Origin of the sequence: Parasegetibacter sp. NRK P23 (assembly GCF_023721715.1) — a bacterium.
Taxonomy (GTDB): Bacteria; Bacteroidota; Bacteroidia; order Chitinophagales; family Chitinophagaceae; genus Parasegetibacter.
This window is the reverse complement of sequence record NZ_JAMDLG010000001.1, coordinates 1015115-1037599: the sequence shown is the minus strand read 5'-3', so window position 1 is coordinate 1037599 and position 22485 is coordinate 1015115. Positions and strand designations below refer to the sequence as shown.

20 protein-coding genes are annotated in these 22485 nt (G+C 48.8%); 16 read left to right on the top strand and 4 right to left on the bottom strand.

All coding sequences use genetic code 11. The annotated features are described in order from the left end of the window. Positions 1 to 171 precede the first annotated feature (171 nt). The 9 genes from M4J38_RS04155 to M4J38_RS04115 all read left to right on the top strand — a co-directional run bounded on the left by M4J38_RS04155 (position 172) and on the right by M4J38_RS04115 (position 9119). Entirely contained in the window at positions 172 to 1224 is a 1053-nt protein-coding gene (locus M4J38_RS04155) for a glycosyltransferase (RefSeq protein WP_251758269.1), read from the top strand. Continuing rightward, a complete protein-coding gene (locus M4J38_RS04150; RefSeq protein WP_251758268.1) occupies positions 1217 to 2365 on the top strand; it encodes a glycosyltransferase family 4 protein in 1149 nt (382 codons plus the stop codon). The genes M4J38_RS04155 and M4J38_RS04150 overlap by 8 nt, the downstream gene beginning before the upstream one ends. Further along, positions 2362 to 2916 carry a WcaF family extracellular polysaccharide biosynthesis acetyltransferase gene (locus M4J38_RS04145; RefSeq protein ID WP_251758267.1) on the top strand — a complete coding sequence of 185 codons (555 nt, stop codon included), beginning with the start codon at positions 2362 to 2364 and terminating at the stop codon, positions 2914 to 2916. Before M4J38_RS04150 ends, M4J38_RS04145 begins: the two co-directional genes overlap by 4 nt. Further along, positions 2913 to 3662 (top strand): glycosyltransferase family 2 protein, encoded by a 750-nt coding sequence (locus M4J38_RS04140; RefSeq protein ID WP_251758266.1) that lies wholly within the window; start codon positions 2913 to 2915, stop codon positions 3660 to 3662. Before M4J38_RS04145 ends, M4J38_RS04140 begins: the two co-directional genes overlap by 4 nt. 7 nt (positions 3663 to 3669) lie before the next feature. After that, on the top strand, positions 3670 to 4965 hold the full coding sequence (locus M4J38_RS04135; protein WP_251758265.1) for a nucleotide sugar dehydrogenase: 1296 nt from the start codon (positions 3670 to 3672) through the stop codon (positions 4963 to 4965). Between the two features lie 107 nt (positions 4966 to 5072). After that, positions 5073 to 6188, top strand: a complete 1116-nt coding sequence (gene gmd, locus M4J38_RS04130; protein ID WP_251758264.1) for a GDP-mannose 4,6-dehydratase — start codon at positions 5073 to 5075, stop codon at positions 6186 to 6188. A 13-nt stretch (positions 6189 to 6201) separates the two neighbouring features. Then, a complete protein-coding gene (locus tag M4J38_RS04125) occupies positions 6202 to 7143 on the top strand; it encodes a GDP-L-fucose synthase (protein WP_251758263.1) in 942 nt (313 codons plus the stop codon). Positions 7144 to 7265: 122 nt separating this feature from the next. After that, positions 7266 to 7997, top strand: coding sequence for a tyrosine-protein phosphatase (locus M4J38_RS04120; protein ID WP_251758262.1), 732 nt, complete (start codon positions 7266 to 7268; stop codon positions 7995 to 7997). Between the two features lie 12 nt (positions 7998 to 8009). Next, positions 8010 to 9119: a glycosyltransferase family 4 protein gene (locus M4J38_RS04115; RefSeq protein WP_251758261.1), complete on the top strand. Its 1110-nt coding sequence runs from the start codon at positions 8010 to 8012 to the stop codon at positions 9117 to 9119. A 1-nt stretch (position 9120) separates the two neighbouring features. Here M4J38_RS04115 and M4J38_RS04110 read toward each other — a convergent pair whose 3' ends face one another. The 3 genes from M4J38_RS04110 to M4J38_RS04100 all read right to left on the bottom strand — a co-directional run bounded on the left by M4J38_RS04110 (position 9121) and on the right by M4J38_RS04100 (position 12057). Next, positions 9121 to 9957 (bottom strand): phytoene/squalene synthase family protein, encoded by an 837-nt coding sequence (locus M4J38_RS04110; RefSeq protein ID WP_251758260.1) that lies wholly within the window; start codon positions 9955 to 9957, stop codon positions 9121 to 9123. 30 nt (positions 9958 to 9987) lie between these two features. Next, a complete protein-coding gene (locus M4J38_RS04105; protein ID WP_251758259.1) occupies positions 9988 to 11475 on the bottom strand; it encodes an NAD(P)/FAD-dependent oxidoreductase in 1488 nt (495 codons plus the stop codon). Positions 11476 to 11553: 78 nt separating this feature from the next. After that, positions 11554 to 12057 (bottom strand): RNA polymerase sigma factor, encoded by a 504-nt coding sequence (locus tag M4J38_RS04100; protein WP_251758258.1) that lies wholly within the window; start codon positions 12055 to 12057, stop codon positions 11554 to 11556. 507 nt (positions 12058 to 12564) lie between these two features. Between M4J38_RS04100 and M4J38_RS04095 the strand changes: the two genes are divergently transcribed. The 7 genes from M4J38_RS04095 to M4J38_RS04065 all read left to right on the top strand — a co-directional run bounded on the left by M4J38_RS04095 (position 12565) and on the right by M4J38_RS04065 (position 19233). Next, the gene (locus tag M4J38_RS04095) at positions 12565 to 13677 is read left to right on the top strand and encodes a hypothetical protein (RefSeq protein WP_251758257.1); all 1113 of its coding nucleotides are present in this window, start codon (positions 12565 to 12567) and stop codon (positions 13675 to 13677) included. A 40-nt stretch (positions 13678 to 13717) separates the two neighbouring features. Continuing rightward, on the top strand, positions 13718 to 14596 hold the full coding sequence (locus tag M4J38_RS04090; RefSeq protein WP_251758256.1) for a MerR family transcriptional regulator: 879 nt from the start codon (positions 13718 to 13720) through the stop codon (positions 14594 to 14596). Positions 14597 to 14663: 67 nt separating this feature from the next. Beyond that, positions 14664 to 16172: a glycerol kinase GlpK gene (gene glpK / locus M4J38_RS04085; RefSeq protein ID WP_251758255.1), complete on the top strand. Its 1509-nt coding sequence runs from the start codon at positions 14664 to 14666 to the stop codon at positions 16170 to 16172. Between the two features lie 19 nt (positions 16173 to 16191). Next, positions 16192 to 16905: an MIP/aquaporin family protein gene (locus tag M4J38_RS04080; RefSeq protein ID WP_251758254.1), complete on the top strand. Its 714-nt coding sequence runs from the start codon at positions 16192 to 16194 to the stop codon at positions 16903 to 16905. A 122-nt stretch (positions 16906 to 17027) separates the two neighbouring features. After that, complete coding sequence (gene idi / locus M4J38_RS04075) at positions 17028 to 17540, top strand: isopentenyl-diphosphate Delta-isomerase (RefSeq protein ID WP_251758253.1); 513 nt, start codon at positions 17028 to 17030, stop codon at positions 17538 to 17540. 46 nt (positions 17541 to 17586) lie between these two features. Then, positions 17587 to 18084: a beta-carotene hydroxylase gene (locus tag M4J38_RS04070; RefSeq protein WP_251758252.1), complete on the top strand. Its 498-nt coding sequence runs from the start codon at positions 17587 to 17589 to the stop codon at positions 18082 to 18084. Next, positions 18085 to 19233 carry a lycopene cyclase family protein gene (locus M4J38_RS04065; protein WP_251758251.1) on the top strand — a complete coding sequence of 383 codons (1149 nt, stop codon included), beginning with the start codon at positions 18085 to 18087 and terminating at the stop codon, positions 19231 to 19233. Positions 19234 to 19299: 66 nt separating this feature from the next. Here the strand turns inward: M4J38_RS04065 and M4J38_RS04060 are convergent, their stop codons facing one another. Beyond that, positions 19300 to 22230 (bottom strand): hypothetical protein, encoded by a 2931-nt coding sequence (locus tag M4J38_RS04060; RefSeq protein WP_251758250.1) that lies wholly within the window; start codon positions 22228 to 22230, stop codon positions 19300 to 19302. Positions 22231 to 22485: the final 255 nt, after the last annotated feature.

Below are 22485 nucleotides of genomic sequence, written 5' to 3'. Positions count from 1 at the left end.
TCAAAAAGCCGCAAACATAATTTGAATATAATAGCCTGTACGTTACTATTCGATATCTGATTGTTCCCGCTTAAAGTAGTTGACATTTTTGGTATGAAGAATATCGAAATATATTGTGACGAAATAAGATAGAAACCGACATGAAAAAGTGTTATGGCTAAATGGATTTGTATGACGAACGCTGAACCACGTAATTTTTTGTTTTTGTACACACGGCTTCCGGACTACTTTTTCCAATGTGTCTGTTATCTCGTGAGGAATAGTCCTGCGTCTACGGCCACGGTGGTATACTATAAGGCTGACGAAAATGCACCATACTCTTACCCGGATGTAGAAAGGGTTACTTTACTGGAAAAAAGTGTTTTCCTAAATGAGTTTTCGGCTACTATCGCGCCTGAATTGATCTATGTAGCAGGATGGGGAGATAGGGATTATCAGTCTTTCATGAAAAAATGGAAAGGTAAAATCCCCATTGTTACTGGGCTGGATAATCCATGGAAAGGAACATTAAGGCAGAAATTGGCATCAGTGCTGGCCCCTTTACTTTTAAAGGGGAAGACTGATTATATCTGGGCGGCGGGTTACCCCCAATATGATTTTGCAAGAAAACTTGGTTTTCCGCATGAAAAAATTCTGAGAGGGCTTTATTGTGGCGACATTGGTAAATTCGGCAAATTGAAGAGCAGAAAGGAAAAAATAATCCTGTACGCAGGCAGATTGGTTGAATATAAGCGTCCTGACTGGCTTTTAGAAACTTTTACTACGCTTGCAGAAGATAATCAGTTCCCGGAATGGAAATTGATTTTAATAGGGCGTGGCCCCATGAAAGAAAAGCTAACCAACAAATATGGTAGCCATGCACAGGTGGAAATGTACGATTTTATGGAACCATCTGAACTTGCCCGCTTTTATGACAGGGCTGCTGTTTTCTGTCTGCCGAGTAAACAGGAGCATTGGGGAGTGGTGGTGCAGGAGGCTGCAGCTGCAGGAAGTGCACTTCTGTTGTCTGACACCTGTGGAGCCGCCAGTGAGTTTCTTATTAACGGATACAATGGATATTCCTTTAATTCCGGGAAAAAGGAAGACTTAAAAGGGAAATTACACAAGTTGCTCCTGCAGGATGATATTGGTTTATCTGGAATGAGTGAACGAAGCAGAAGACTATCTGAACGCATAACGCACGCAACATGGGCCGGCACAATTAGAAGCATTGGTGATGAATAACAGACGAAAAATACTCCTCTTCACAGACTGGTACTACCCCGGTTATAAAGCCGGCGGCCCCATCCAATCCTGCATAAATATTGTAGGATTGATGCAGGGAGAGTTCGATTTTTTCGTTTTCACTTCAGATCGCGACCTTAACGATCCCCATACCTATCCCGGCATAACAACCGGCAAGTGGCTGGATGGTATGCACGGAGAACAAGTGTTTTATGCCGACAAAAACAAACTGAATATCACGGCTATAAGAAGTATTGTGGCGCGGCTCAGGCCCGATGTGGTTTATTTTAACAGCATGTTTTCTCTTGCTTTTACAATTTACCCGCGGCTCGCATTAAAAACCTTACGCTACCCCGGAAAAATCATCCTTGCTCCACGAGGCATGCTTCATCCCGGGGCGCTGGAGCTTAAAAGCAGGAAGAAAATGATATTCCTTAGGGCCTTTCGTCTGATGGGACTTCATAAACGTGTCCTTTTCCATGCTACTGACACACAAGAAGTAATGGATGTTCAGAAAGTATTTCCCAAAGCCGCTTTCATTCTGGTGAACAATATCCCGTCTTTACAAGAAATAAACGCGGTAAGGCCGCCTAAGATGCCCGGGCAGTTGAGGTTGGTGTTCATATCCAGGATTAGTCCGAAAAAAAATCTCCGCTACCTGCTTGAATTGCTTTCAAAATACAAGTTCCCCGGGAATATTAGTCTTGATGTTTACGGGGCTGTGGAAGATGTGGAATATGTTTTGGAGTGCCGCAGGCTTATTGCTGACCTTCCACCAAATGTTATGGTGGAAATAAAAGGCGCCCTCCCAAATGCCGAGGTACAGCGGTTATTGCACCACTACCACTGTTTTGTGCTTCCAACTTTGGGAGAGAATTTCGGACATGCGATATTCGAATCTTTATATGCCGGAAGACCTGTGTTGATTAGTGATAAAACGCCGTGGCTGAATCTTGAATCGGTTAGGGCGGGCTGGGATGTTCCCTTAAAACAATCAGCCGTTTTCGCGGAAAAACTGAAAACCCTGCTTGCGATGGACCATACGGAATGGGAAGTATGGTCTTACGGCGCAAAGAAGGTGGCCGCCAGGTACATGGAAGAGGGCGATTTTAAAAACAAATACCGGATGCTTTTTCTATGATGACGAATCTTTCCGCCTATAATAATTCCTGGTTCAAAAGTAAGATCGGCGCTTCCACCCTAAAGCAATTGGTGTGGTATTTCACCAATGTACTTTTTTTCATGAATCCGTTGAACCCGGTTTCAGGTCTTAAAGTAGCGCTGTTAAAACTTTTCGGCGCAAAAATTGGTAAAGGGGTGATTATAAAACCAGGCGTGAATATAAAATACCCCTGGAAACTAAATATCGGGAGCCATTGCTGGATCGGCGAAAACGTCTGGATCGATAACCTGGAATGGGTAACCATAGGCAGCCATGTCTGCATTTCACAAGGCGCCATGTTGCTTACGGGGAATCATAACTATAAAAAATCGACCTTCGATCTGATGATTGCCCCCATTATATTGGATGATGGTGTTTGGATTGGCGCTAAAACAGTAGTTTGCCCCGGCGTTACCGCTGGCGAACACGCTGTACTTACCGTTGGGGCTGTAGCTACAAAAAATATGGACGCTTATGGGATATACCAGGGGAACCCTGCTGTATGGATGAAAAAACGTTTGATCGGATGAAGATATCTATTATCACAGCAACATATAATTCCGCGGCCACTATTGGGGATACTTTAAAGTGTATTGCGGCGCAAACATACCGACCAATAGAGCATCTTATCATTGACGGTGGCTCAAAAGATGATACCCTGAACATCGTGAAACACTTTTCCCATGTTGCCATGGTGGTTTCTGAAAAGGATAAGGGGATCTATGATGCCATGAACAAAGGTGTCGCAGCCGCTTCCGGAGACGTGATCGGTATTCTTAACTCTGATGATGTTTATACAGATGAAAGAGTAATAAGGGATGTGATGGACATCTTTAAAGATGATTCCGTAGATGCCTGCTATGCCGACCTTCAATATGTTCGTGCCGACGACCTGAATAAGGTAACGCGAACCTGGAAGAGCGGAAGCTTCCATCCAAAATCTTTTTATTGGGGATGGATGCCGCCCCACCCCACTTTCTTCGTCAGGAAAAGGGTGTACGACCAGATCGGAGGATTTAACCTCGAACTGAAAAGCGCCGCTGATTATGAACTGATGTTGCGTGCTTGTTTAAAGCACAAAATGAAGGTTAAATACCTGCCCAGAATTATCGTAAAAATGCGCGCGGGAGGAATGAGTAACGCATCGTTGAAAAACAGGATAAGAGCAAACAAAGAAGACAGGCTTGCCTGGAAAATAAATGAATTGCAACCTTATCCCTTTACACTTCTCCTTAAGCCACTCAGAAAGATATTTCAATTCACAAAAAGAAAATAGAATATTCATGTCGGTTTATGCTGAATTAATCGCGAAAGAAACACGGTTGGCCGTAATTGGCCTGGGTTATGTGGGGTTACCGCTTGCCCTCAAGTTCGCAAAAAAGGTTGCCGTAATCGGGTTCGATATCAACCAGAAGCGGGTGGATATGATGAATGATCATATTGACCCCAGCAACGAACTGGAACCCACTGAATTTGAAGGATGCGACATCGTGTTTACCGCTGATCTGGAGAAGCTGAAGGGAGCTACTGTTTTTATCGTCGCAGTCCCTACCCCTGTAGACGAATACAAAGTGCCCGATCTCCGCCCCGTGCTTTCCGCCTCCCAAACCATCGGAAAAGTCATCAAACCCGGCGATTACGTCGTATTCGAATCCACCGTTTACCCCGGCTGTACAGAAGAAGATTGCCTCCCGGTGATCGAAAATCTCTCCGGTCTTAAAATGGGGCGCGATTTCAAACTCGGCTATTCCCCTGAACGCATCAACCCCGGAGATAAAGTGCGCAACCTGACTAATACCATCAAGATCGTTTCCGGTTGCGATGCGGAGTCTTTGGAAGAAATAGCGAAAATATACGAACTGGTGGTGGAAGCTGGTTTGCACAAAGCCACTTCCATTAAAGTTGCCGAAGCAGGTAAGATCGTGGAGAACATCCAGCGCGACCTGAACATCTCGCTGATGAACGAACTCTCCATCATCTTCGATAAAATGGGCATCGCCACCAACGATGTGATTGAAGCGGCAGGCACCAAATGGAACTTCGCCAAATATTATCCCGGACTGGTAGGCGGCCACTGCATTGGTGTGGACCCTTACTACCTTACGTATAAGGCACAACAACTGGGCTATAATTCAAAAGTAATTTCAGCCGGACGCTTCGTGAACGACGAAATGCCCCGCTACGTTTCTAAAAAAATCGTACAGCATATCATTAAAAATTCCCCTGATGCCGCCTCTGCGAAAGTGTTGGTGTTGGGCGCCACCTTTAAAGAGAATGTAAGCGATATCCGAAACTCCAAAGTGGCCGACCTGGTAAAAGACCTGCTCGATTTTTCCCTCCACGTCGATTTTGTGGACCCTTATGCGGAAGCAGAAGATGTGGCCCATGAATACGGCCTGACTCTCAATGACACTATTGGCGAAGATTATGATGCTGTAGTACTGGCCGTGGCGCATGACCCCTACAAGGCGTTTGATGAGGCCTACTTTAAAAGTATTACACGCCCCAACGCGCTGCTCGCCGACCTGAAAGGTATTTTCAGGGGACAGGTAAACAACATGAATTACTGGAGTTTGTAAATATTGAACAAAACGTATTTTTGCGCTTAACGGCAAAATCCAGCTACGAAAAAGAAGCAATCCAAGGCTTCATTGTAAAAATATTAACCGATCAATCTGGTATAACTATGCGAAAAACCGCTCTCGTTACGGGTATTACAGGACAGGATGGCGCTTACCTTACCGAACTCCTGCTTTCAAAAGGCTACATGGTGCACGGTATCAAACGCCGCTCCTCCTTATTCAATACAGATCGCATCGATCACCTCTACCAGGATCCACACGATAAAGATGTGCGCCTGAAACTGCATTACGGCGACCTTACCGACAGCACCAACCTCATCCGCATCATCCAGGAAGTACAACCCGATGAAATTTACAACCTGGCCGCGATGAGCCATGTGCACGTAAGTTTTGAAACACCGGAATATACCGCCAACGCCGATGGTATAGGTACTTTGCGTATCCTGGAAGCGGTTCGCTTGCTGGGGCTCACCAAAAAAACAAAGGTGTACCAGGCTTCCACTTCAGAACTGTACGGGCTGGTGCAGGCCGTTCCACAGTCGGAAACAACACCTTTCTACCCGCGTTCTCCTTACGCGGTAGCCAAGATGTATGCCTACTGGATCACGGTGAACTACAGGGAAGCGTATGGCATGTTCGCGGTGAACGGTATTCTTTTTAATCACGAATCACCGTTGCGGGGAGAAACTTTCGTTACCAGGAAGATCACCCGCGCCGTAGCTAAAATAGCCCTCGGTTTACAGGATAAATTATACCTCGGTAACATGGATGCCCAGCGCGACTGGGGCCATGCCAAAGATTATGTGGAAGCGATGTGGCGCATTCTCCAGCAGGATGTTCCCGAAGATTTCGTGATCGCCACCGGCGTTACCACCCGTGTACGTGAATTTGTACGGATGGCTTTCTCCGAAGTAGGCATCGAAGTAGCTTTCAGCGGAAAAGAGGAAAAGGAGATTGGCACGGTGGTGTCCTGCTCCAATCCCGATTTCCAGGTGGAGATCGGAAAAGAAGTAGTGGCCGTGGATCCCCGTTATTACCGTCCCACCGAAGTGGACCTGCTGATCGGCGATCCTACTAAATCACAAACAAAACTCAACTGGAAACCGAAATACGACCTGGCCATGCTGGTGCAGGAAATGGTAGCGGCCGACGTGAACAACTTCAGGAAGGAAAAACTGTTGATGGAATCGGGCTTCGGCATCAAGAACCAGTATGAGTAATCAATTTTGAAGAATGAACAAACAAGATAAAATATACATCGCCGGCCACCGTGGCATGGTAGGCTCCGCGATCTTCCGGAAACTTACGGCGGAAGGTTTTTCCAACATCGTAACGCGCACTTCAGCCGAACTCGATCTCCGCAACCAGCAGTCGGTAGCCGATTTTTTCGCGGAAGAAAAACCGGCTTACGTGTTTCTCGCAGCTGCGAAAGTGGGGGGCATCATGGCCAACAACATCTACCGGGGCGAGTTCCTGTATGAGAACCTGATGATCCAGAACAATGTGATCCATTCCGCTTACGTGAACAAGGTCACCAAACTCATGTTCCTGGGTTCCTCCTGTATTTATCCCAAACTGGCGCCGCAGCCGTTGAAGGAAGAATACCTCCTCACCGGTGAACTGGAGCCTACCAACGAACCTTATGCCATCGCCAAAATCGCGGGCATCAAAATGTGCGATGCATACCGCTCGCAATACGGCTGCAATTTTGTTTCCGTAATGCCCACCAACCTCTACGGACCCAATGATAATTACGACCTGAATAACTCGCATGTATTGCCTGCGCTGATCCGCAAGTTTCATGAGGCGAAAATGAACGGTGCCGAAAAAGTGGTGATGTGGGGAACAGGATCGCCATTACGCGAATTCCTGCACGCGGATGACCTGGCGGATGCCTGCTATTACCTGATGCAGCATTACAATGAGCCCGGACTGGTGAACATTGGTGTGGGAGAAGACATCGCGATCAAAGACCTCGCGGTGCTGATCAGTAAGATCGTGGGCTTTGAAGGAAACATTGAACATGATCTTTCAAAACCAGATGGTACGCCCCGTAAACTGATGGATGTATCTAAACTCCACGGCCTGGGTTGGAAAGCGAAAACAGGGCTGGAAGAAGGCATCCGTAAAGTGTATGCGGAGTATAAAACAAAGGCTGCCGCGCTGCCCGCGTAGAATGGTTTTGTATCTTTGAACGGCAACGGGAACAAATACTTGAAAATATTACCACACCTTTTGGTAAAATGCTCTTCACCGGTTGTGAAGAGCATTTTTGTTTGAAGGAAGAATGAAGGCTTATGTTTAGTTTGTTTAAGAAAAAAACGCAGACGGAACCTGTAGGAACCCTGCTTCAAACAGATATGCACGCGCACCTGGTGCCCGGTGTGGACGATGGCGCGCCCGACCTTGAAGCCGCGGTGGAACTGGTGAAAGGGCTGTACCAACTCGGTTACCGTAACCTGATAGCGACCCCGCATATTTACTGGGACCTTTACAAGAATACACCGGATACGCTTACGCCCGCCTGCGCTGCCTTGAATACTGCACTTGAAACTGAAATCCCGGGCATGAAAGTGAAACTGGCCGCCGAATATATGATGGATGACCACTTCGAGGAACTGCTGGTCAATAAAACCCCCTTGCTCACTTTGAATGATAACCGCGTGCTGGTGGAGTTTCCGTTTGCATCGCTGTCCATGGGATGGAAGGAAATGCTCTTTTCATTACAGCTGGCCGGTTACCAACCCGTGATCGCCCATCCCGAGCGTTACAATTACGCGCACCGCGATAAAAAATTATACCATGAACTGAAAGATGCCGGCTGCGAACTGCAGGTGAATCTCTTATCTCTATCCGGCTATTACGGACCTGATGTGCAACACGCCGCCAGATACCTCCTGAAGAACGGGATGGTGTCCTTTGCCGGAACCGATTGTCACCACCAGCGCCACCTCGCCGGCCTGCAGGATACGTCTATCGCGAGAGAAGTGGCCGCATATGCCACGTTCCTCAATCATTCATTGTTTTAAACCTTATCCAGTTTGTCTACCATTGCACTCGTTGCCAATACCAGTTGGAGTATGTACAACTTCCGCAGGGGCCTTATCAGGGCGCTCCGCGCACAGGGGCACAAGGTATTGGTAATTGCCCCGCAGGATAATTTCAGCGCAGCGCTCGTAGCGGAAGGCGTGGAGTTTGTGCCTTTGTATATTGACAATTACGGAACCTCTCCGTTAAACGAATGGCGCACCTTCTGGACCCTTGTGCGTATTTACCGTCAGTATGCACCCGGCCTTATTTTTCATTACACCATCAAACCTAATATTTTCGGAACCCTCGCGGCTTCTTTCTGCAAGATTCCTTCCGTAGCGGTAATTACGGGGCTTGGGCATACTTTCAGCAAAAGCTGGATGACCGGTCTTGTGGTACCATTGTACCGTCTGGCCATGAAACGCTCAAAAGGCATCTGGTTCCTGAACGAGCAGGATAAAGCTGTTTTCGTCCAACGAAAAATTGGTGATCCTTCCCGGATGATGGTGCTGCCCGGAGAAGGCGTAGACACAAATTTCTTTTATGCGAGCGGAAAGATACCCGCGCATCCGATCAGTTTCCTGTATGCCGGAAGAATGCTGAAAGATAAAGGGGTGGAAGACTTTGCCGCCGCCGCCGCAATCGTGAAGCGTAAACACCCGGGGGTTACGTTTCGTATGGTGGGCTTCATCGACCAGGAAAATCCCAACTCTATTACCGTACAAAAGCTGCTGGAATGGCAACAGGAAAAAACGGTGGAGTACCTCGGTGAAAGTACCGACATCCGCCCGTTCATTCACGCGGCTGATTGTGTGGTATTGCCCTCTTATTACGGGGAAGGATTATCACGCGTACTGATGGAGGCCAGCAGTATGGCAAAACCCATCATCACCACCAGGAACGTGGGCTGCGAGCAGTTGGTGGATGAGGGAAAAAACGGGTTTTTGTGTAATACAAAAGATCCGGCAGACCTCGCGTTGCAGATGGAAAAAATGGTGGACAAATCACCAGATGAACTGAAAAGTATGGGTTTGCGCAGCAGGGCGATGATCAAAGAAAAGTACGAGGAATCCGGTATCATCAATATCTACCTGGATTTCATCCGGAAAATGCTCCGCTAGTTCAGATCATCCTCAACTGGTTCTTCACACCGGCGCGCATCACGATCATCATCTTATGATAAGAGGGTATCCTTACCCGTTGTTCCAGGATACACTTCGGCTTCATCGCTTTTATCTTCCTGAAGAGAGAGAGATAATATTTATAAGCCACATACACGCCAAAACGCGCCTTCATGGGCAGTTGCAAAATCCCTTCATAGGCTTTGGCGAAATCCTGCGCGATGTCCGCTTCAATGGCGCGTTTGTCTTCTTCCCGGAAATTACTGAAATCGCAACCGGGGAAATACACCCGGTTCAGTCCGTTGTAATCCGCCTTCAGGTCGCGGAGGAAGTTCACCTTCTGGAAAGCAGCACCCAATGCCTGCGCATAAGGTTTCAGTTTCTCATAGCGTTCCCTGTTCCCATCACAGAATACGAGTAAACACATCAATCCCACCACTTCAGCGCTGCCGTAAATATATTCCTGGTAACCCATGGTATCGTAGGAAGTGCGGTCAAGGTCAAGTTCCATGCTGTGGAAGAAAGCTTCAATGAGGTCGTGGTCCAGGTTGTAATGCCTTGCCGTGAGTTGAAAACTGTGCAGCACAGGATTTAAGCTGATGCCTCTTTCGATGGCCAGGTAAGTTTCTTTTTTGAACTCTTGCAGCAATTGCGCTTTATCGTGGTCGTGAAAAGTATCCACAATCTCGTCTGCCAGCCGCACGAACCCATAGATGTTAAAAATGGGCTGACGCAGGTCGGCGTGCAGCAACCTGATGGCCGAGGAAAAAGAAGTGCTGTACTGCTCGGTAACCGACCGGCTGCACAGCCCGCTCACATGGTGAAACAATTGCATCATAACTTACAAGTTAATCTGGTTGATCGTAATTCAGGAATAATGTTTAAGTACCTCCCGTGCAACCACCTCCCCACTAATTAAACTGGGTGGCACACCGGGGCCCGGAACCGTAAGTTGCCCGGTATAAAACAGGTTCTCCACTTTCTTACTCCGGCAGGCGGGTTTTAATACCGCTGTTTGCATCAGCGTATTCGCAAGTCCGTAGGCGTTCCCTTTAAACGCGTTGTAATCCGCCACAAAATCCGACAGCGCGAAGGAACGTTGGTACACAATGGCCGATGCTACTTCCTGGCCAATCTTCTCTTCTAGTCTTTTCACCACTTTCGAGAAATAATGCGCCCTTCTTTGTTCGTCATCATTCTCCAGACCCGTAGCCGTGGGGATGAGGAAGAACAGGTTCTCACAACCTTCCGGCGCCACCGTGGGATCGGTTACGGAAGGAGCGCTCAGGTAAAAAAGCGGCTCCTCGGGCCATTTCCTGGTGGTATATATTTCTTCCGCATGCTGCTCAAAGGGTACGTCAAAGAAAAGGGTATGGTGCGTGAGTCCTTCCAGTCTTTTGTTCAGCCCAACATAATAAATGAGACAGGAAGGCGCCATTACGCGACTGTTCCAATACGCTTCGGAATAGCTACGGAAAGCGGGTTCCAGCAGTTTTGTCTCCATAAAATGGTAATCCGCCCCGCCAATCACCACATCGGCTGTGTATTGCCGCAAGTTGCCCCTTTCATCCCTGGCTGTTACTTCTTTTACTCGGTTCCCATTGATGGAGATGTGCTCCACATTGCGCGAGAACTCGAACGATACGCCCAATTCCAGCGCCAGTTTATACATACCTTCCACAATACTGTACATGCCTTTTTCCGGGTACCAGGTGCCGAGTTTTATATCGGCGTAATTCATCAGGCTGTACAAGGCTGGTGTTTTCTCGGGTAACGCACCCAGGAAAAGTACCGGGAATTCCATGAGCTGGCGGAGCCATGGGTGTTTGAAATATTTGGCCACATGGCTTTTCATGGAATTGAACACATCCAGTCTGAACATACCTTTCATCAGGTCCCAATCCACAAACTCTCTTAGCGACTGCCCTGGTTTGTACACCAGTTTGTGAATGCCCACATCATATTTGTAAGCGGCTTCTTTCAGAAAATCATCCAGCTTCGCACCTGCACCGGGTTCCATCTTGTTGAACAGTGCCTTCAATTCATTGTAATCCGCTGGAATATCTACCGGCCCATCGGGCCAGAAAACCCTGTAAGACGGGTCCAGCCGCTGAAGCTGGTAATAATCGGCGGTCTTTTTTCCGAAGCTGGCGAAATACCGGTCAAAAACATCCGGCATCCAGTACCAGCTTGGTCCCATATCAAATGTGAAACCTTCGGCGCTGAACCGGCGTGCTCTTCCGCCGGGCATATCATGTTTTTCCAATACAGTTACCTGCCAGCCTTCCCGTGCCATGAAACTGGCCGCTGATAGTCCGGCAAAACCACTTCCGATCACGATTACTTTCTTATTCAAAGGAGTGATTTTTAGGCATTAAGAGGTAATTCACCATTAAGGTAACGCTTTCTTAGGGTCGAAATATTTTGTTTAAGATTATTTGCTGCGGCTGATCTGTGCTTTCAACAATTTCCGGGCGAAATGTATCCTGCTTTTAATGGTTCCCAACGGTTCTCTCAGCATTTCAGCGATCTCATGGTACTTAAAGCCATCAAAATACAACAGGAAGGGGTTCCTGAATATTTCCGGCAGGTTGTGGATGGCGGCCTGAATATCTTTGATGCGCAGGTTGCTTTCAGCTGCGTTGGCTACGGTTGTTTGGTTGTAGTCCAGCAGAAAATCATTCGGCGTACTGTCGAAAATAGTATTCTGTTTCGCCTTCCTGCGGTAATTGTTGATGAAGATGTTCCGCATGATGGTGTACAGCCACGCCTTAATGTTGGTGCCTACGTTGTATTTATCCTTGTTGGCCAACGCTCTGTACAGGGTTTCCTGAAACAGGTCCTTGGCTGATTCCGAATCCCGGGTAAGGGTGATCGCAAACGGTTTCAGAAAATCCGCGTTGCGTTCCAGCATTTGGTTGAAGTCGAGCGTTGACATATTAGTTGTTTATGAATTGACTATATAAAGTTAAACAAGAAAGTCGAAAAGTGGTTCGGTTTTGTTTAAAATTTTTATATAAAAAGTGAAACAAAAAATCGAGCCACCAACCTTTAAGGCAACAAAAACCACACCTTATAAACGGAACCGACCAAGTGACAGATTGAATAAAAAGATATTGGGGTTTGATTTGCGGGGAGAAGGGGTAAGTAGAAGTTATGCCAAAAAAACGGATTATGCAACAGCGCGACTGCGCAATTCGGAAACTTAACATTTGAGCTTTGGGGATTTTATTCCCCTGTTTGCCCAATGCACCACAGTATTGAAACTTAATAAAAAATGTATCTTTCTGCCCAATCAAGATTTTAACGCGTGTTGCCCTTTATTTTAGGAACTTTTTACTTACTAATCGCAATCTGGTGGCTCCGCCGGCATTCTTTCGTATTGAATACAGGGCTTTCTAAACGGGCCATTACCATCCTGTTTCTGGCAAAATGTCTGGCAGCTTTGGCATACGGTTATATTGGTGGTCCATTGTATAATTATCGTTTCGACACCTGGCAACAGTACCACGAGAGCCTTTTGGAAACCGACCTGCTGCTGCGCGACCCTTTAGAATTTGTCATTTCGTTGTTTCGTTTCAGTGAAGGACAAACTTTCCTGAGCCTGAGCACAGGTATGAATTTCGTCAACAATTTCCAGTTTAATTTCCACAATAAAGTAGTGGCCGTTTTTAACCTGTTTTCCGGCAGCAACTATTATATCAATACAATTTTCTTTTCGTTCCTGACCTTTTATGGCATCATCTGCTTTATTAAACTGGTGAAAGTGTATTGGCCCGACGCATCGAAACTGTTGCTGTATGCGGCTTTCCTGCTGCCCGGCTTTATTTTTTGGGGAAGTGGTATGTACAAGGAAGGCTGGATATTCACTGGGATATGTGCCTGCATGTACGGAGCAGACAGGCTTGGGTCCGGCGCCCGTTATGGTTGGCTGATCCTCGCCGGATTTTTCCTGTTGTTGGTAACGCGCATGTTCACGGTACTCATGTTTACTCCGTTCTTGGTGTATTACATCATGTGGAAGAAATGGCGGTTCACGCAAAGGCCACTGGCCCTGTTCCTGGCATTGCTTGTTGCAGCGCTGCTGCTGGCTTCCTGGCTGGGCTGGTACCATTTTCCAGCGGATATTGCCGGTAGAAGAAATGAATTCCTGCTGCTCAAAGGGGACTCTTTACTGGATACCCGTGTACTTGATCCAACCTGGCAAAGTATCCTGGCCTATATGCCGGGCGGGTTGGTAAACGCGCTATTGCGGCCCTTTCCCTGGGAAGTCGCCGGTAAATTGGTGTACCTCCCTTCGGCGCTGGAAATATTATTGCTGGAAATAGTCTTTTTATACTGGATCGTAAAAAAAGGCTGGCGTTTTAGGGTACCGGTACCTTTCCGGTTACTCTTCGCCTTCGCCGCGCTGAATTTTATAGTAATCGGCCTTACCATACCCTTTCTCGGAGCTATTGTGCGATACAGGAGTATTTACCTTCCATTTGTCATTGTTCCGCTGATTTTCGGGGCATTTGAAAAAAAATCCAACAATATCCCGGCATTACACGTTAAGTAATTATGTTTACCTAAATTGGTAGAATAATTAAACAACTCCGATGAATGCCTTTACCATTAAAGACCTGGAAAACCTTTCAGGCATCAAGGCGCATACCATCAGGGTTTGGGAACAGCGTTATACTTTCCTGAAGCCGCAGCGCACTGATACAAACATCAGGTATTACAGTAATGAGGAGCTGAAAATGCTGCTCAACATCTCTTTATTGAATAAATATGGGTACAAGATATCCCATATCGACAAGATGACGGAAGAGGAGATGGCGGATAAATTACTGATGTTGTCACAGGGGCAGGCACAGCAGGAGCGCCTGGTGAATGAGCTGATCAGCTATATGGTGGACATGGATATGACCAGGTTCGAAGCTTTGCTGAATAAGTTCATCGCGGCACGTGGCATTGAAAGGGCCATCACACAAATTATTTTCCCTTTCCTTGAAAAGATCGGGGTATTGTGGCTCACCAGCAATATTAACCCGGCGCAGGAGCACCTTGTCACCAATATAGTAAGGCAGAAACTCATCGTGGGCATCGAAAACTGTGTCACCCACCTTTCAGTGGATAAAAATGTTTTGCTCTTTCTTCCGGAAGGAGAACACCATGAACTTGGTTTACTCTATGTCCATTATATCCTCAAAAGTCGTGGCGTAAAAACATTATATCTTGGAGCGAATGTCCCTATAAAGGACCTGGAATATGTGGTGAAACTCAAGTGCCCTGATTTCTTATATACCCACCTCACTTCAGTGGCCGGGCATTTCAATTTCGACCGTTTTCTGAATAACGTTTACCAGAAATGCCCTGATACACCCCTTGTCATTTCGGGGTTAATCACCCAGGCTTACCGGAAAAGTGTGCCGGGAAAAATCGTTTTAAAACGATCCTTGCAGGAGGTGATGGAGTTCGTTTCCGGCATCTGATCCGCAACATTATTTTTCCTATCTTCCACCTCTTAACCCTCCCCGGGGTAAGGGGAATGAACTTGTCATGGAAAAATTTATACTGGCGCTTGACCAGGGAACCACCAGTTCCCGGGCCATCGTATTCAACGGGAAAGGAGCCGTGGTGGCCGTTGCACAGAAAGAATTCAAACAACATTATCCGCAGCCAGGCTGGGTGGAACACGATCCGATGGAAATCTGGAGTACCCAGGCGGGCGTTACCGCCGAAGCCGTGGTAAAAGCCGGGATCACCGGCGCTCAGATCGCGGCCATGGGCATCACCAACCAGCGGGAAACCACCGTGGTGTGGAACAAAGAAACCGGTAAGCCGGTATACAACGCCATCGTTTGGCAAGACAGGCGCACGGCCGCATTCTGCGATGAACTGAAAGCGCAGGGACGCACGAAAACCATCAATGAAAAAACCGGGTTATTGCCCGATGCCTATTTCTCCGGTACCAAGATCCGCTGGATCCTCAACAACGTGGAAGGTGCCCGCGAACTGGCCAACCAGGGCAAACTGCTCTTCGGAAACATCGACTCGTGGCTGATCTGGAACTTTACTAAAGGCGCCGTGCATGTAACGGATGTAACCAACGCCTCGCGTACCATGTTGTACAATATCGCCACACTGCAGTGGGATGAAGAACTCCTCCGTATGCTGGATATACCCGCTTCCATGTTACCGGAAGTAAAATCCAGCAGTGAAGTGTATGGGGAAACACACGCCAGCATTTTCAATTTTAAAGTCCCCATCGCCGGGATAGCAGGGGATCAGCAGGCCGCGCTCTTCGGGCAGATGTGTCTTGAACCCGGCATGGTGAAAAACACGTATGGTACCGGGTGTTTTATGGTGATGAACACCGGGGATAAAATCATCCCTTCTTCCAACAATTTACTCTCTACCATCGCCTGGCAACTGAACGGCAAAACCACGTACGCGCTGGAAGGCAGCATCTTTATTGCCGGAGCGGTGGTACAATGGCTGCGCGATGGTTTAGGCATCATCAGAAATGCCGCTGAAATTGAAGCTTTGGCTACAAGTGTATCGGATAACGAGGGTGTTTATGTAGTGCCGGCCTTTGCCGGACTGGGCGCCCCGCATTGGAACCAGGATGCACGAGGTTGCATCTTCGGCGCTACCAGGGGCACCACTTCGGCGCACCTGGCGAGGGCCGCGCTGGAAAGCATAGCGTACCAGACCAGGGATGTCCTGAAAGCGATGGAAGCTGATTCCGGCATAAACATCAAAGCTTTGCGCGTAGATGGCGGCGCCACCGCTAACAACCTCCTCATGCAATTCCAATGTGATGTATTAGGCGTTGAAGTGGTGCGGCCCAAAGTAGTTGAAACCACCGCGCTGGGCGCGGCTTTCCTCGCCGGACTCGCTACCGGGTTCTGGGATTCAGTGGATACGATCCGGGAATTATGGGAAGAAGCGGCGCATTTCCGGCCGCAGATGCCGGAAGAAAAAGTAAACAAATACGTCTCGGGCTGGAACCGTGCCGTGAAAGCCGCTATCGCCTGGGCCGATAACCATGAATCAAATGCCTGAACCCACTAAATGAATTGAGATGAACGTGACTTATTCTTATATCCACGAATTTTTAGGGGCCGCCATCCTGCTGCTGCTGGGCAGCGGCGTGGTGGCCAATGTACTGCTCCGCGAATCGAAGGGGCGCGAAGGCGGTTGGATCGTGATCGCTTTTGGCTGGGCGATGGCCGTGTTCGCCGGCGTCTTTATCGCGGCCCCGCACAGCGGGGCGCACCTGAATCCTGCGGTAACCATCGCGTTGGCGGCCATGGGCAAATTCCCATGGGAACTCGTGCCCGGTTATATACTGGCCCAGGTGGCAGGCTGCGCCACCGGTTCGGCGCTCGGATGGCTCACTTACAAAAAGCATTTCGATATCCCGGGCGACGGCGGCCTCAAAATGGCTGCATTCTGCACCAGTCCTGCCATACGACACTACGGGTACAACCTGGTGTCGGAGGTGATCGGCACCTTTGTGCTGATACTGGGTGTGTTGTTTATTGTAGGCCCCGATACGAAGCTCGGTGCCCTGGAAGCTTTACCCGTGGCGCTCCTGGTGCTGGCCATCGGGTTGTCGCTGGGTGGTCCTACCGGGTACGCCATCAATCCCGCGCGGGACCTTGGTCCGCGGATCATGTACAGTTTGCTGCCCATACGCGACAAACAGCCGTCAGACTGGTCGTATGCCTGGGTCCCCGTGTTGGGACCCGTGATTGGCGCATTGCTCGCCGTGGGTATTTTTAAGTGTTTGTAGTTTTTTCCGAACGGCTTCAGTTTCTGCCGATTTTTTTCAACCTTCGCACCGTTAATTTGTAAATAGGAAACGCCTGCCCGCTTTTCAATACTGGAAGCAAAAAAGGCATTAAAAAAAGAAGGATGAAGGAAATAGTTCTGGTAAACGAAAGGGACGAACAGACCGGCACAATGGAAAAAATGGAAGCGCACCGCCAGGCGCTGTTGCACAGGGCCTTCAGTGTATTCATTTTCAACAACAACGGAGAACTCCTGTTGCAACAACGCGCACCTGGAAAATACCACTCCGGTGGTTTGTGGACCAATACCTGCTGTAGTCATCCCGAACCAGGTGAATCAGTGGAAATGGCCGCTGAACGCCGCTTGAAAGAGGAAATGGGTTTCTCCGTAAAACTGGATAAAGCATTCGATTTTATTTATAAGGCTCCGTTCGATAACGGCCTCACCGAACATGAATTCGATCACGTTTTCGTGGGGAATTACGATGGCGAAGTGCACCCTGATCCCAACGAAGTTTCCGCGATTCGCTACGCCTCGCTCGAAGCCATCGAAGAAGCGCTGAAACAAGACCCGGCTGCCTACACCGCCTGGTTCCATATCGCGTTTCCGAAACTGCTCGAATGGATGCGCGAGTAAACTTCAACCAAATGCCCGATCGATTGTTTTAATCAAAACCTGACGCATGAACTGGATGGTACTGATAGGTATTACGCTCGCCACATTCGCCGTAATGGAAGGCATCACCTGGCTCACCCACAAATACGTGATGCACGGATTTCTATGGTACCTGCATGAAGATCACCACAAAAAAGGTCCCGGTTTCTTCGAAAAGAACGATGCGTTCTTCCTGATCTTCTCCATCCCCAGCTGGATGAGTATATACATCGGGGTAACGAAACATATTTACTGGCTGGCCGCCATCGGCTTCGGCATCGCCCTATATGGGTTCGCTTATTTTCTTGTGCACGACGTGATCATCCACCAGCGGATAAAAATATTCTCCCGCAGCAACAGTCTTTATGTGAAGGCTATCCGTTGGGCCCATAAAATGCACCACAAACACCTGGAGAAAGAAGAAGGAGAATCTTTCGGCATGCTGCTCGTGCATAAAAAATACTGGGAGAAAGTGAAAAAGGACCTTCGCTTCAAGTCCGCTCAAAAGAAAGAATCCATTTCCTGAGTGGAAAAAGATTTCGATTATATCATCGCGGGCGCCGGTTGCGCCGGACTTAGTTTGCTGATCCATTTACAGGAAGCCGGTCTTACCAAAGGGAAGAAGATATTACTGGTCGACAAAGCCCCGAAGCAGGGCAACGACCGAACCTGGTGCTTCTGGGAAACAAAGCCCGGTTTATTTGAGCCCGTTGTGGCGCATACCTGGCCAACCGTTTCTTTTTTCAGCAATACTTGGAAAGGTGGTGAGCTTGATATCAAGCCTTATCAATATAAAATGATCCGCTCCGCCACGTTTTACGCGTATTGCATGGAGAAGATCGCGGGTGATCCGGCCATAACAGTACTTTACGCGCCTATAACTGCTATTTATAACGCCCCCGCAGGAATGGCTTCCGTAATTGCGGGGGGAGAGGCGTTCACCGCAAGGTATGTGTTCAACAGTATTCTTCCGGCACAACCTGAAGTTTCGGATAAGCAACACTACCTGTTACAACATTTTAAAGGATGGATCATTGAAGCCGCCAGTCCGGCTTTCCATCCGGCAAAAGCTACGCTGATGGATTTCCGCGTGGGGCAGGAAGAAGGGTCTACTTTCGTTTATGTGTTGCCGTTAACGGAAACAAAAGCGTTGGTGGAATACACTTTGTTTACGGCCAGTTTATTGGAGCCCGAAGTGTATGATGAACAGCTCCGCAACTACATCGCTTCCTTTCTGAAACTGAATGATTATACAGTGGAAGAAGAGGAGTTCGGGGTAATCCCCATGACCAATTTCAGGTTTCCCGTTTCCGAAGGAAACATCATTTATACCGGTACCGCGGGCGGACAAACAAAAGCATCCAGCGGATACACTTTCCGTTATATTCAGGAACACAGCCTGCGTTTGGTGGAAGCACTACGGGACAATGTTCATCCTTCCGCCGCAGGCGGAATGCCCGCCAGGTTCCGTTTTTACGACAGCGTGCTGCTGCATATCCTCCGGCACCGTACATTAGAAGGAGCCGATATTTTCACCGATCTTTTCAAAAAGGGCAATGCCGCCAGGGTACTGCGTTTCCTGGACAATAAAACTTCTTTCCCGGAGGATTTGGACATCATGCGCAGGCTACCTACAATGCCTTTCCTTCGGGCCGCCTTGAAAGAATTATTTTAAAAACAGGAAGGCGTATCAATTGGGATGATACGCCTTATTTCCTGGGTTTTCGTGGAACCTATCCTGCTAGTTTCTTAATATAATCTTCGTGTTCAGTAATTGTTCCCCGTTTCCTCCGACCACATGAATGGAGTACAGTTGCGCGGAAAGTCCGTTCGTGGAGATGGGCAGTACATCGCCTGGCCGCATAACCCTGTTCACCTGTTTCACCACTCTTCCGTTCAGGTCCGCGATGCGTATGGTGACCTGTCCGCTGAAATTGCCGGTGGTGAGCTGGAAGCTTCCATTGGTTACCGGGTTGGGGAATACCACCGCCGTACCGGCGTTTCCGTTGTAGATCGTCCTTACCGGGGAATAAGTGAACGTGCCATCAAGATCGGCCATTTTAAGGCGATACTTTATTACGCCGGCTCCCGGGGCATCATCGGTGAATGTGTAATCGATTGGGGTTTCACTGTTGCCGGCGGCCTGCACTTTTCCAACCTGTCTCCAGTCGTATTCCCTGGTTTTCTTTTCTATATTGAAGTGACTGCTGTGTTGTTCGTAGGTGGTGGTCCATTGCAGCACCGCCGTATTGTTTTTAAGTGCAGCGGTAAAGTTGACGAGCGTAACCGGCAATATGGTGCCGCCTGGAGAGCCGAATACGGTATCGTTCCTGTCTGTGGCGTCCATGATGCCATCGCCGTCGGCATCGTTGGTGTCGTCAATTTCGCCATCGTTATTGGCATCAAGGTTGCTTCCTCCTGCTTCCACGATATCGAATGTGCCGTTGTTGTCGCTATCAAGGTCCAGGTAATCGGGGATGCCGTCGGCATCGGATTGTTGTGGTGCGGGATGTGCGGGTGAGCCATACACGGAAGGCGCCTGGTCCACGCTGTTCATGATGCCATCGTTGTCGTCATCGGGGCCATCCAGCACACCATCGTTGTTCAGGTCCGCCGCGCCAGATATGCCATTTTCAGTGAGGTCGAATAACCCGTCATTGTCGCTGTCGAGATCGAGGAAGTTGGGAACGCCGTCTCCGTCTGTATCAGCGGCGGTTTCCACCGCGTCCAGAATGCCGTCGTTGTCACTGTCCAGGTCTATATAATTGGGGATGCCATCTCCATCGGCATCATCGTTGGTGGGATCGCCGTCTCCGTTGGTGTCTTCCGTGGCATCTGGAATACCATCACCGTCAGAATCCGTGTCGCAGGCATCCGGACTGGTATCACCATCGTGGTCAATATAGGGTGATTTGGGATTTACGGTATTGCAGGCATCGCAGGCATCTGGTGTGCCATCTCCATCGGAGTCCACCGCATCATCTCCTGCCGGGCAAACTTCCAGACAGTCGGCGGTGCCGTCTCCATCGGTATCTAATTGAGCATATGCGTAATATACTTTGATATCCGGCCCCGCTGAGATGAGCGACTGGTATTCGATTTCTATTTCATCGAAGGCTACTGTTGATTCTCCTCCAATGAAATTGATGCTGCTGCCGCCAGTGAGTAAGCCCAGGTTTACAAGTGATCCGCCGCTGATGGTTTGAACAGGGCTTACGCTGTTGTCTCTGTATAATTTGATGGTAAAGCCGCCAATTACATTGGCTTCCAATAACCCACTTCCAACGGATACCGCGAACCCTGCTACCGTGCCGGCAGGATAATCTGCGCCGCCGGTAACGCCAACGGTCATGCGAAATCCTGCACCCACGCCAACTACCGCATCATAGTGAACGGAGTCTGTGAGCGATGGTGTCACAATATTGCCAGGATTATCAAGGGAGGCTCCGATCGTAATGCCCAGTAATGTCTCCCGCTGGTAAACGCCCAGACCAGGATCCCGGTCTCCCGTGAGCCGGTTGCCCAGATAAGGCGCGGCGGCGCCCGTGGTGATGGCTGTTCTGCAATCGGTACAGGAAGGGCCGCTTTCAAAAGCCTCGAATATCCTGAGCGTATTGATGGCTGCTGAGGTCCCGGTTTGAACAAGCCTTACCTCGTTGAATGGTTTTCCAATGGTGGTGGTAATAGCCACTTCCTGAACTGCCGTGGGGCCGGCCAGCAGGTTTACGTTTACCAGCCCTGATGTTCCCACCACTGCCTGGTCCTGCAACACGCCATGGAGATAAGTTTGAATGCTTAGGCTATTCAATAGTGTGGCATCAAGCAGGCCGGTGCTGGTTTGCACGCGGAAGCCCGCTTTGTGCCCGCCGGGATACACTTCCTGTAAACTGGTAACGCCCACATAGGGTGATGTGGTGAGCAGGCTGGCGCGTACGGGAAGTACCATGGTGGCGTAGGTTTCCCGGTTGCCATCGGTCAGGTTGCCCGGATCGGCCAGTGTTGCCAGCGTTGTAAGCAGTCCGCCGTTAAAGTTTACGATGGAGCCGTTCCCGGCGATCTGGTCGTAACAGATGGTGTTGTTTTCGTTGTAGCCACAGGCCGGATCAAAGGCCATGGCATAATAGATGCGGAGTGTGGTGCCCACGGAAAGATTGGCCAGCGTGCCCTTGATCAGCCTTATTTCGTCGAAGGCCTGTGTAGTGGGGAAACTGAGGTAAATCTTTCCCGGGATGCTGCCATTCAGCAGGGTCACGGAGGTGCCGTTTACTACCGTGAATGTTTCGGCGGCAGCGCCATTGTTATAGGTCTGGATCTGCATCCCGTTCAACACATCAGCGTTTAACAACGCGTCGTTTCCGGTTTCCACCACGAAGCCGGCGTGCCACCCGGCAGGATAAGTGTTTAACGAATCGGTCACCGCAACACCTTTTCCTGAAACAAGGGCCAGTAGATCGTCTATTTCAGCGTAGTCTGCTGTATTGCCGTTGATGAGTTTGTCCGGTGTATTTCCGGAGGTGAAACCAATGCTCACACCCGCATCTATTGAAGCGAATCCTTTCGCTGCGCCAATTACCGGTTTGTAACATGGGGCGCCATTCTGCGCCTGGGAAAAGTGGAAAAATGCAAGGCAAAGTACTGATGTAATAATTTTAAACGTGTAAAACTTTTTCATTCGAATCAGGTTTTCGTTAAGGCAATAGTTGTCCTGTCCGGTTTGTCCGGAAAAAAGCGCACGATAGAATGGGGAAAGAGGTTAGAGAATTTTTTGACCGGAAAAGAATACCGGTGCTTTTTTCAGATTTACTTCTTTAATTTTAAGATAAGGATCAACCACTCTTTTTAGACCGGTGTCATCTTCCGGACCATTTAGCGGCTACTTGTTGCTGTTATGAAATTATGTAAAAGATCAGGTCACATCATACCTGAT

Excerpts from the sequence above, each read along its gene's own strand:
- M4J38_RS04150 (WP_251758268.1), top strand. The coding sequence starts at position 1,217 with ATGAATAACAGACGAAAAATACTCCTCTTCACAGACTGGTACTACCCC.
- glpK (WP_251758255.1), top strand. The coding sequence starts at position 14,664 with ATGGAAAAATTTATACTGGCGCTTGACCAGGGAACCACCAGTTCCCGG.
- M4J38_RS04125 (WP_251758263.1), top strand. The coding sequence starts at position 6,202 with ATGAACAAACAAGATAAAATATACATCGCCGGCCACCGTGGCATGGTA.
- M4J38_RS04070 (WP_251758252.1), top strand. The coding sequence starts at position 17,587 with ATGAACTGGATGGTACTGATAGGTATTACGCTCGCCACATTCGCCGTA.
- idi (WP_251758253.1), top strand. The coding sequence starts at position 17,028 with ATGAAGGAAATAGTTCTGGTAAACGAAAGGGACGAACAGACCGGCACA.
- M4J38_RS04120 (WP_251758262.1), top strand. The coding sequence starts at position 7,266 with ATGTTTAGTTTGTTTAAGAAAAAAACGCAGACGGAACCTGTAGGAACC.
- M4J38_RS04110 (WP_251758260.1), bottom strand. The coding sequence starts at position 9,957 with ATGATGCAATTGTTTCACCATGTGAGCGGGCTGTGCAGCCGGTCGGTT.
- M4J38_RS04080 (WP_251758254.1), top strand. The coding sequence starts at position 16,192 with ATGAACGTGACTTATTCTTATATCCACGAATTTTTAGGGGCCGCCATC.
- gmd (WP_251758264.1), top strand. The coding sequence starts at position 5,073 with ATGCGAAAAACCGCTCTCGTTACGGGTATTACAGGACAGGATGGCGCT.
- M4J38_RS04140 (WP_251758266.1), top strand. The coding sequence starts at position 2,913 with ATGAAGATATCTATTATCACAGCAACATATAATTCCGCGGCCACTATT.
- M4J38_RS04090 (WP_251758256.1), top strand. The coding sequence starts at position 13,718 with ATGAATGCCTTTACCATTAAAGACCTGGAAAACCTTTCAGGCATCAAG.
- M4J38_RS04060 (WP_251758250.1), bottom strand. The coding sequence starts at position 22,230 with ATGAAAAAGTTTTACACGTTTAAAATTATTACATCAGTACTTTGCCTT.
- M4J38_RS04135 (WP_251758265.1), top strand. The coding sequence starts at position 3,670 with ATGTCGGTTTATGCTGAATTAATCGCGAAAGAAACACGGTTGGCCGTA.
- M4J38_RS04100 (WP_251758258.1), bottom strand. The coding sequence starts at position 12,057 with ATGTCAACGCTCGACTTCAACCAAATGCTGGAACGCAACGCGGATTTT.
- M4J38_RS04155 (WP_251758269.1), top strand. The coding sequence starts at position 172 with ATGACGAACGCTGAACCACGTAATTTTTTGTTTTTGTACACACGGCTT.
- M4J38_RS04145 (WP_251758267.1), top strand. The coding sequence starts at position 2,362 with ATGATGACGAATCTTTCCGCCTATAATAATTCCTGGTTCAAAAGTAAG.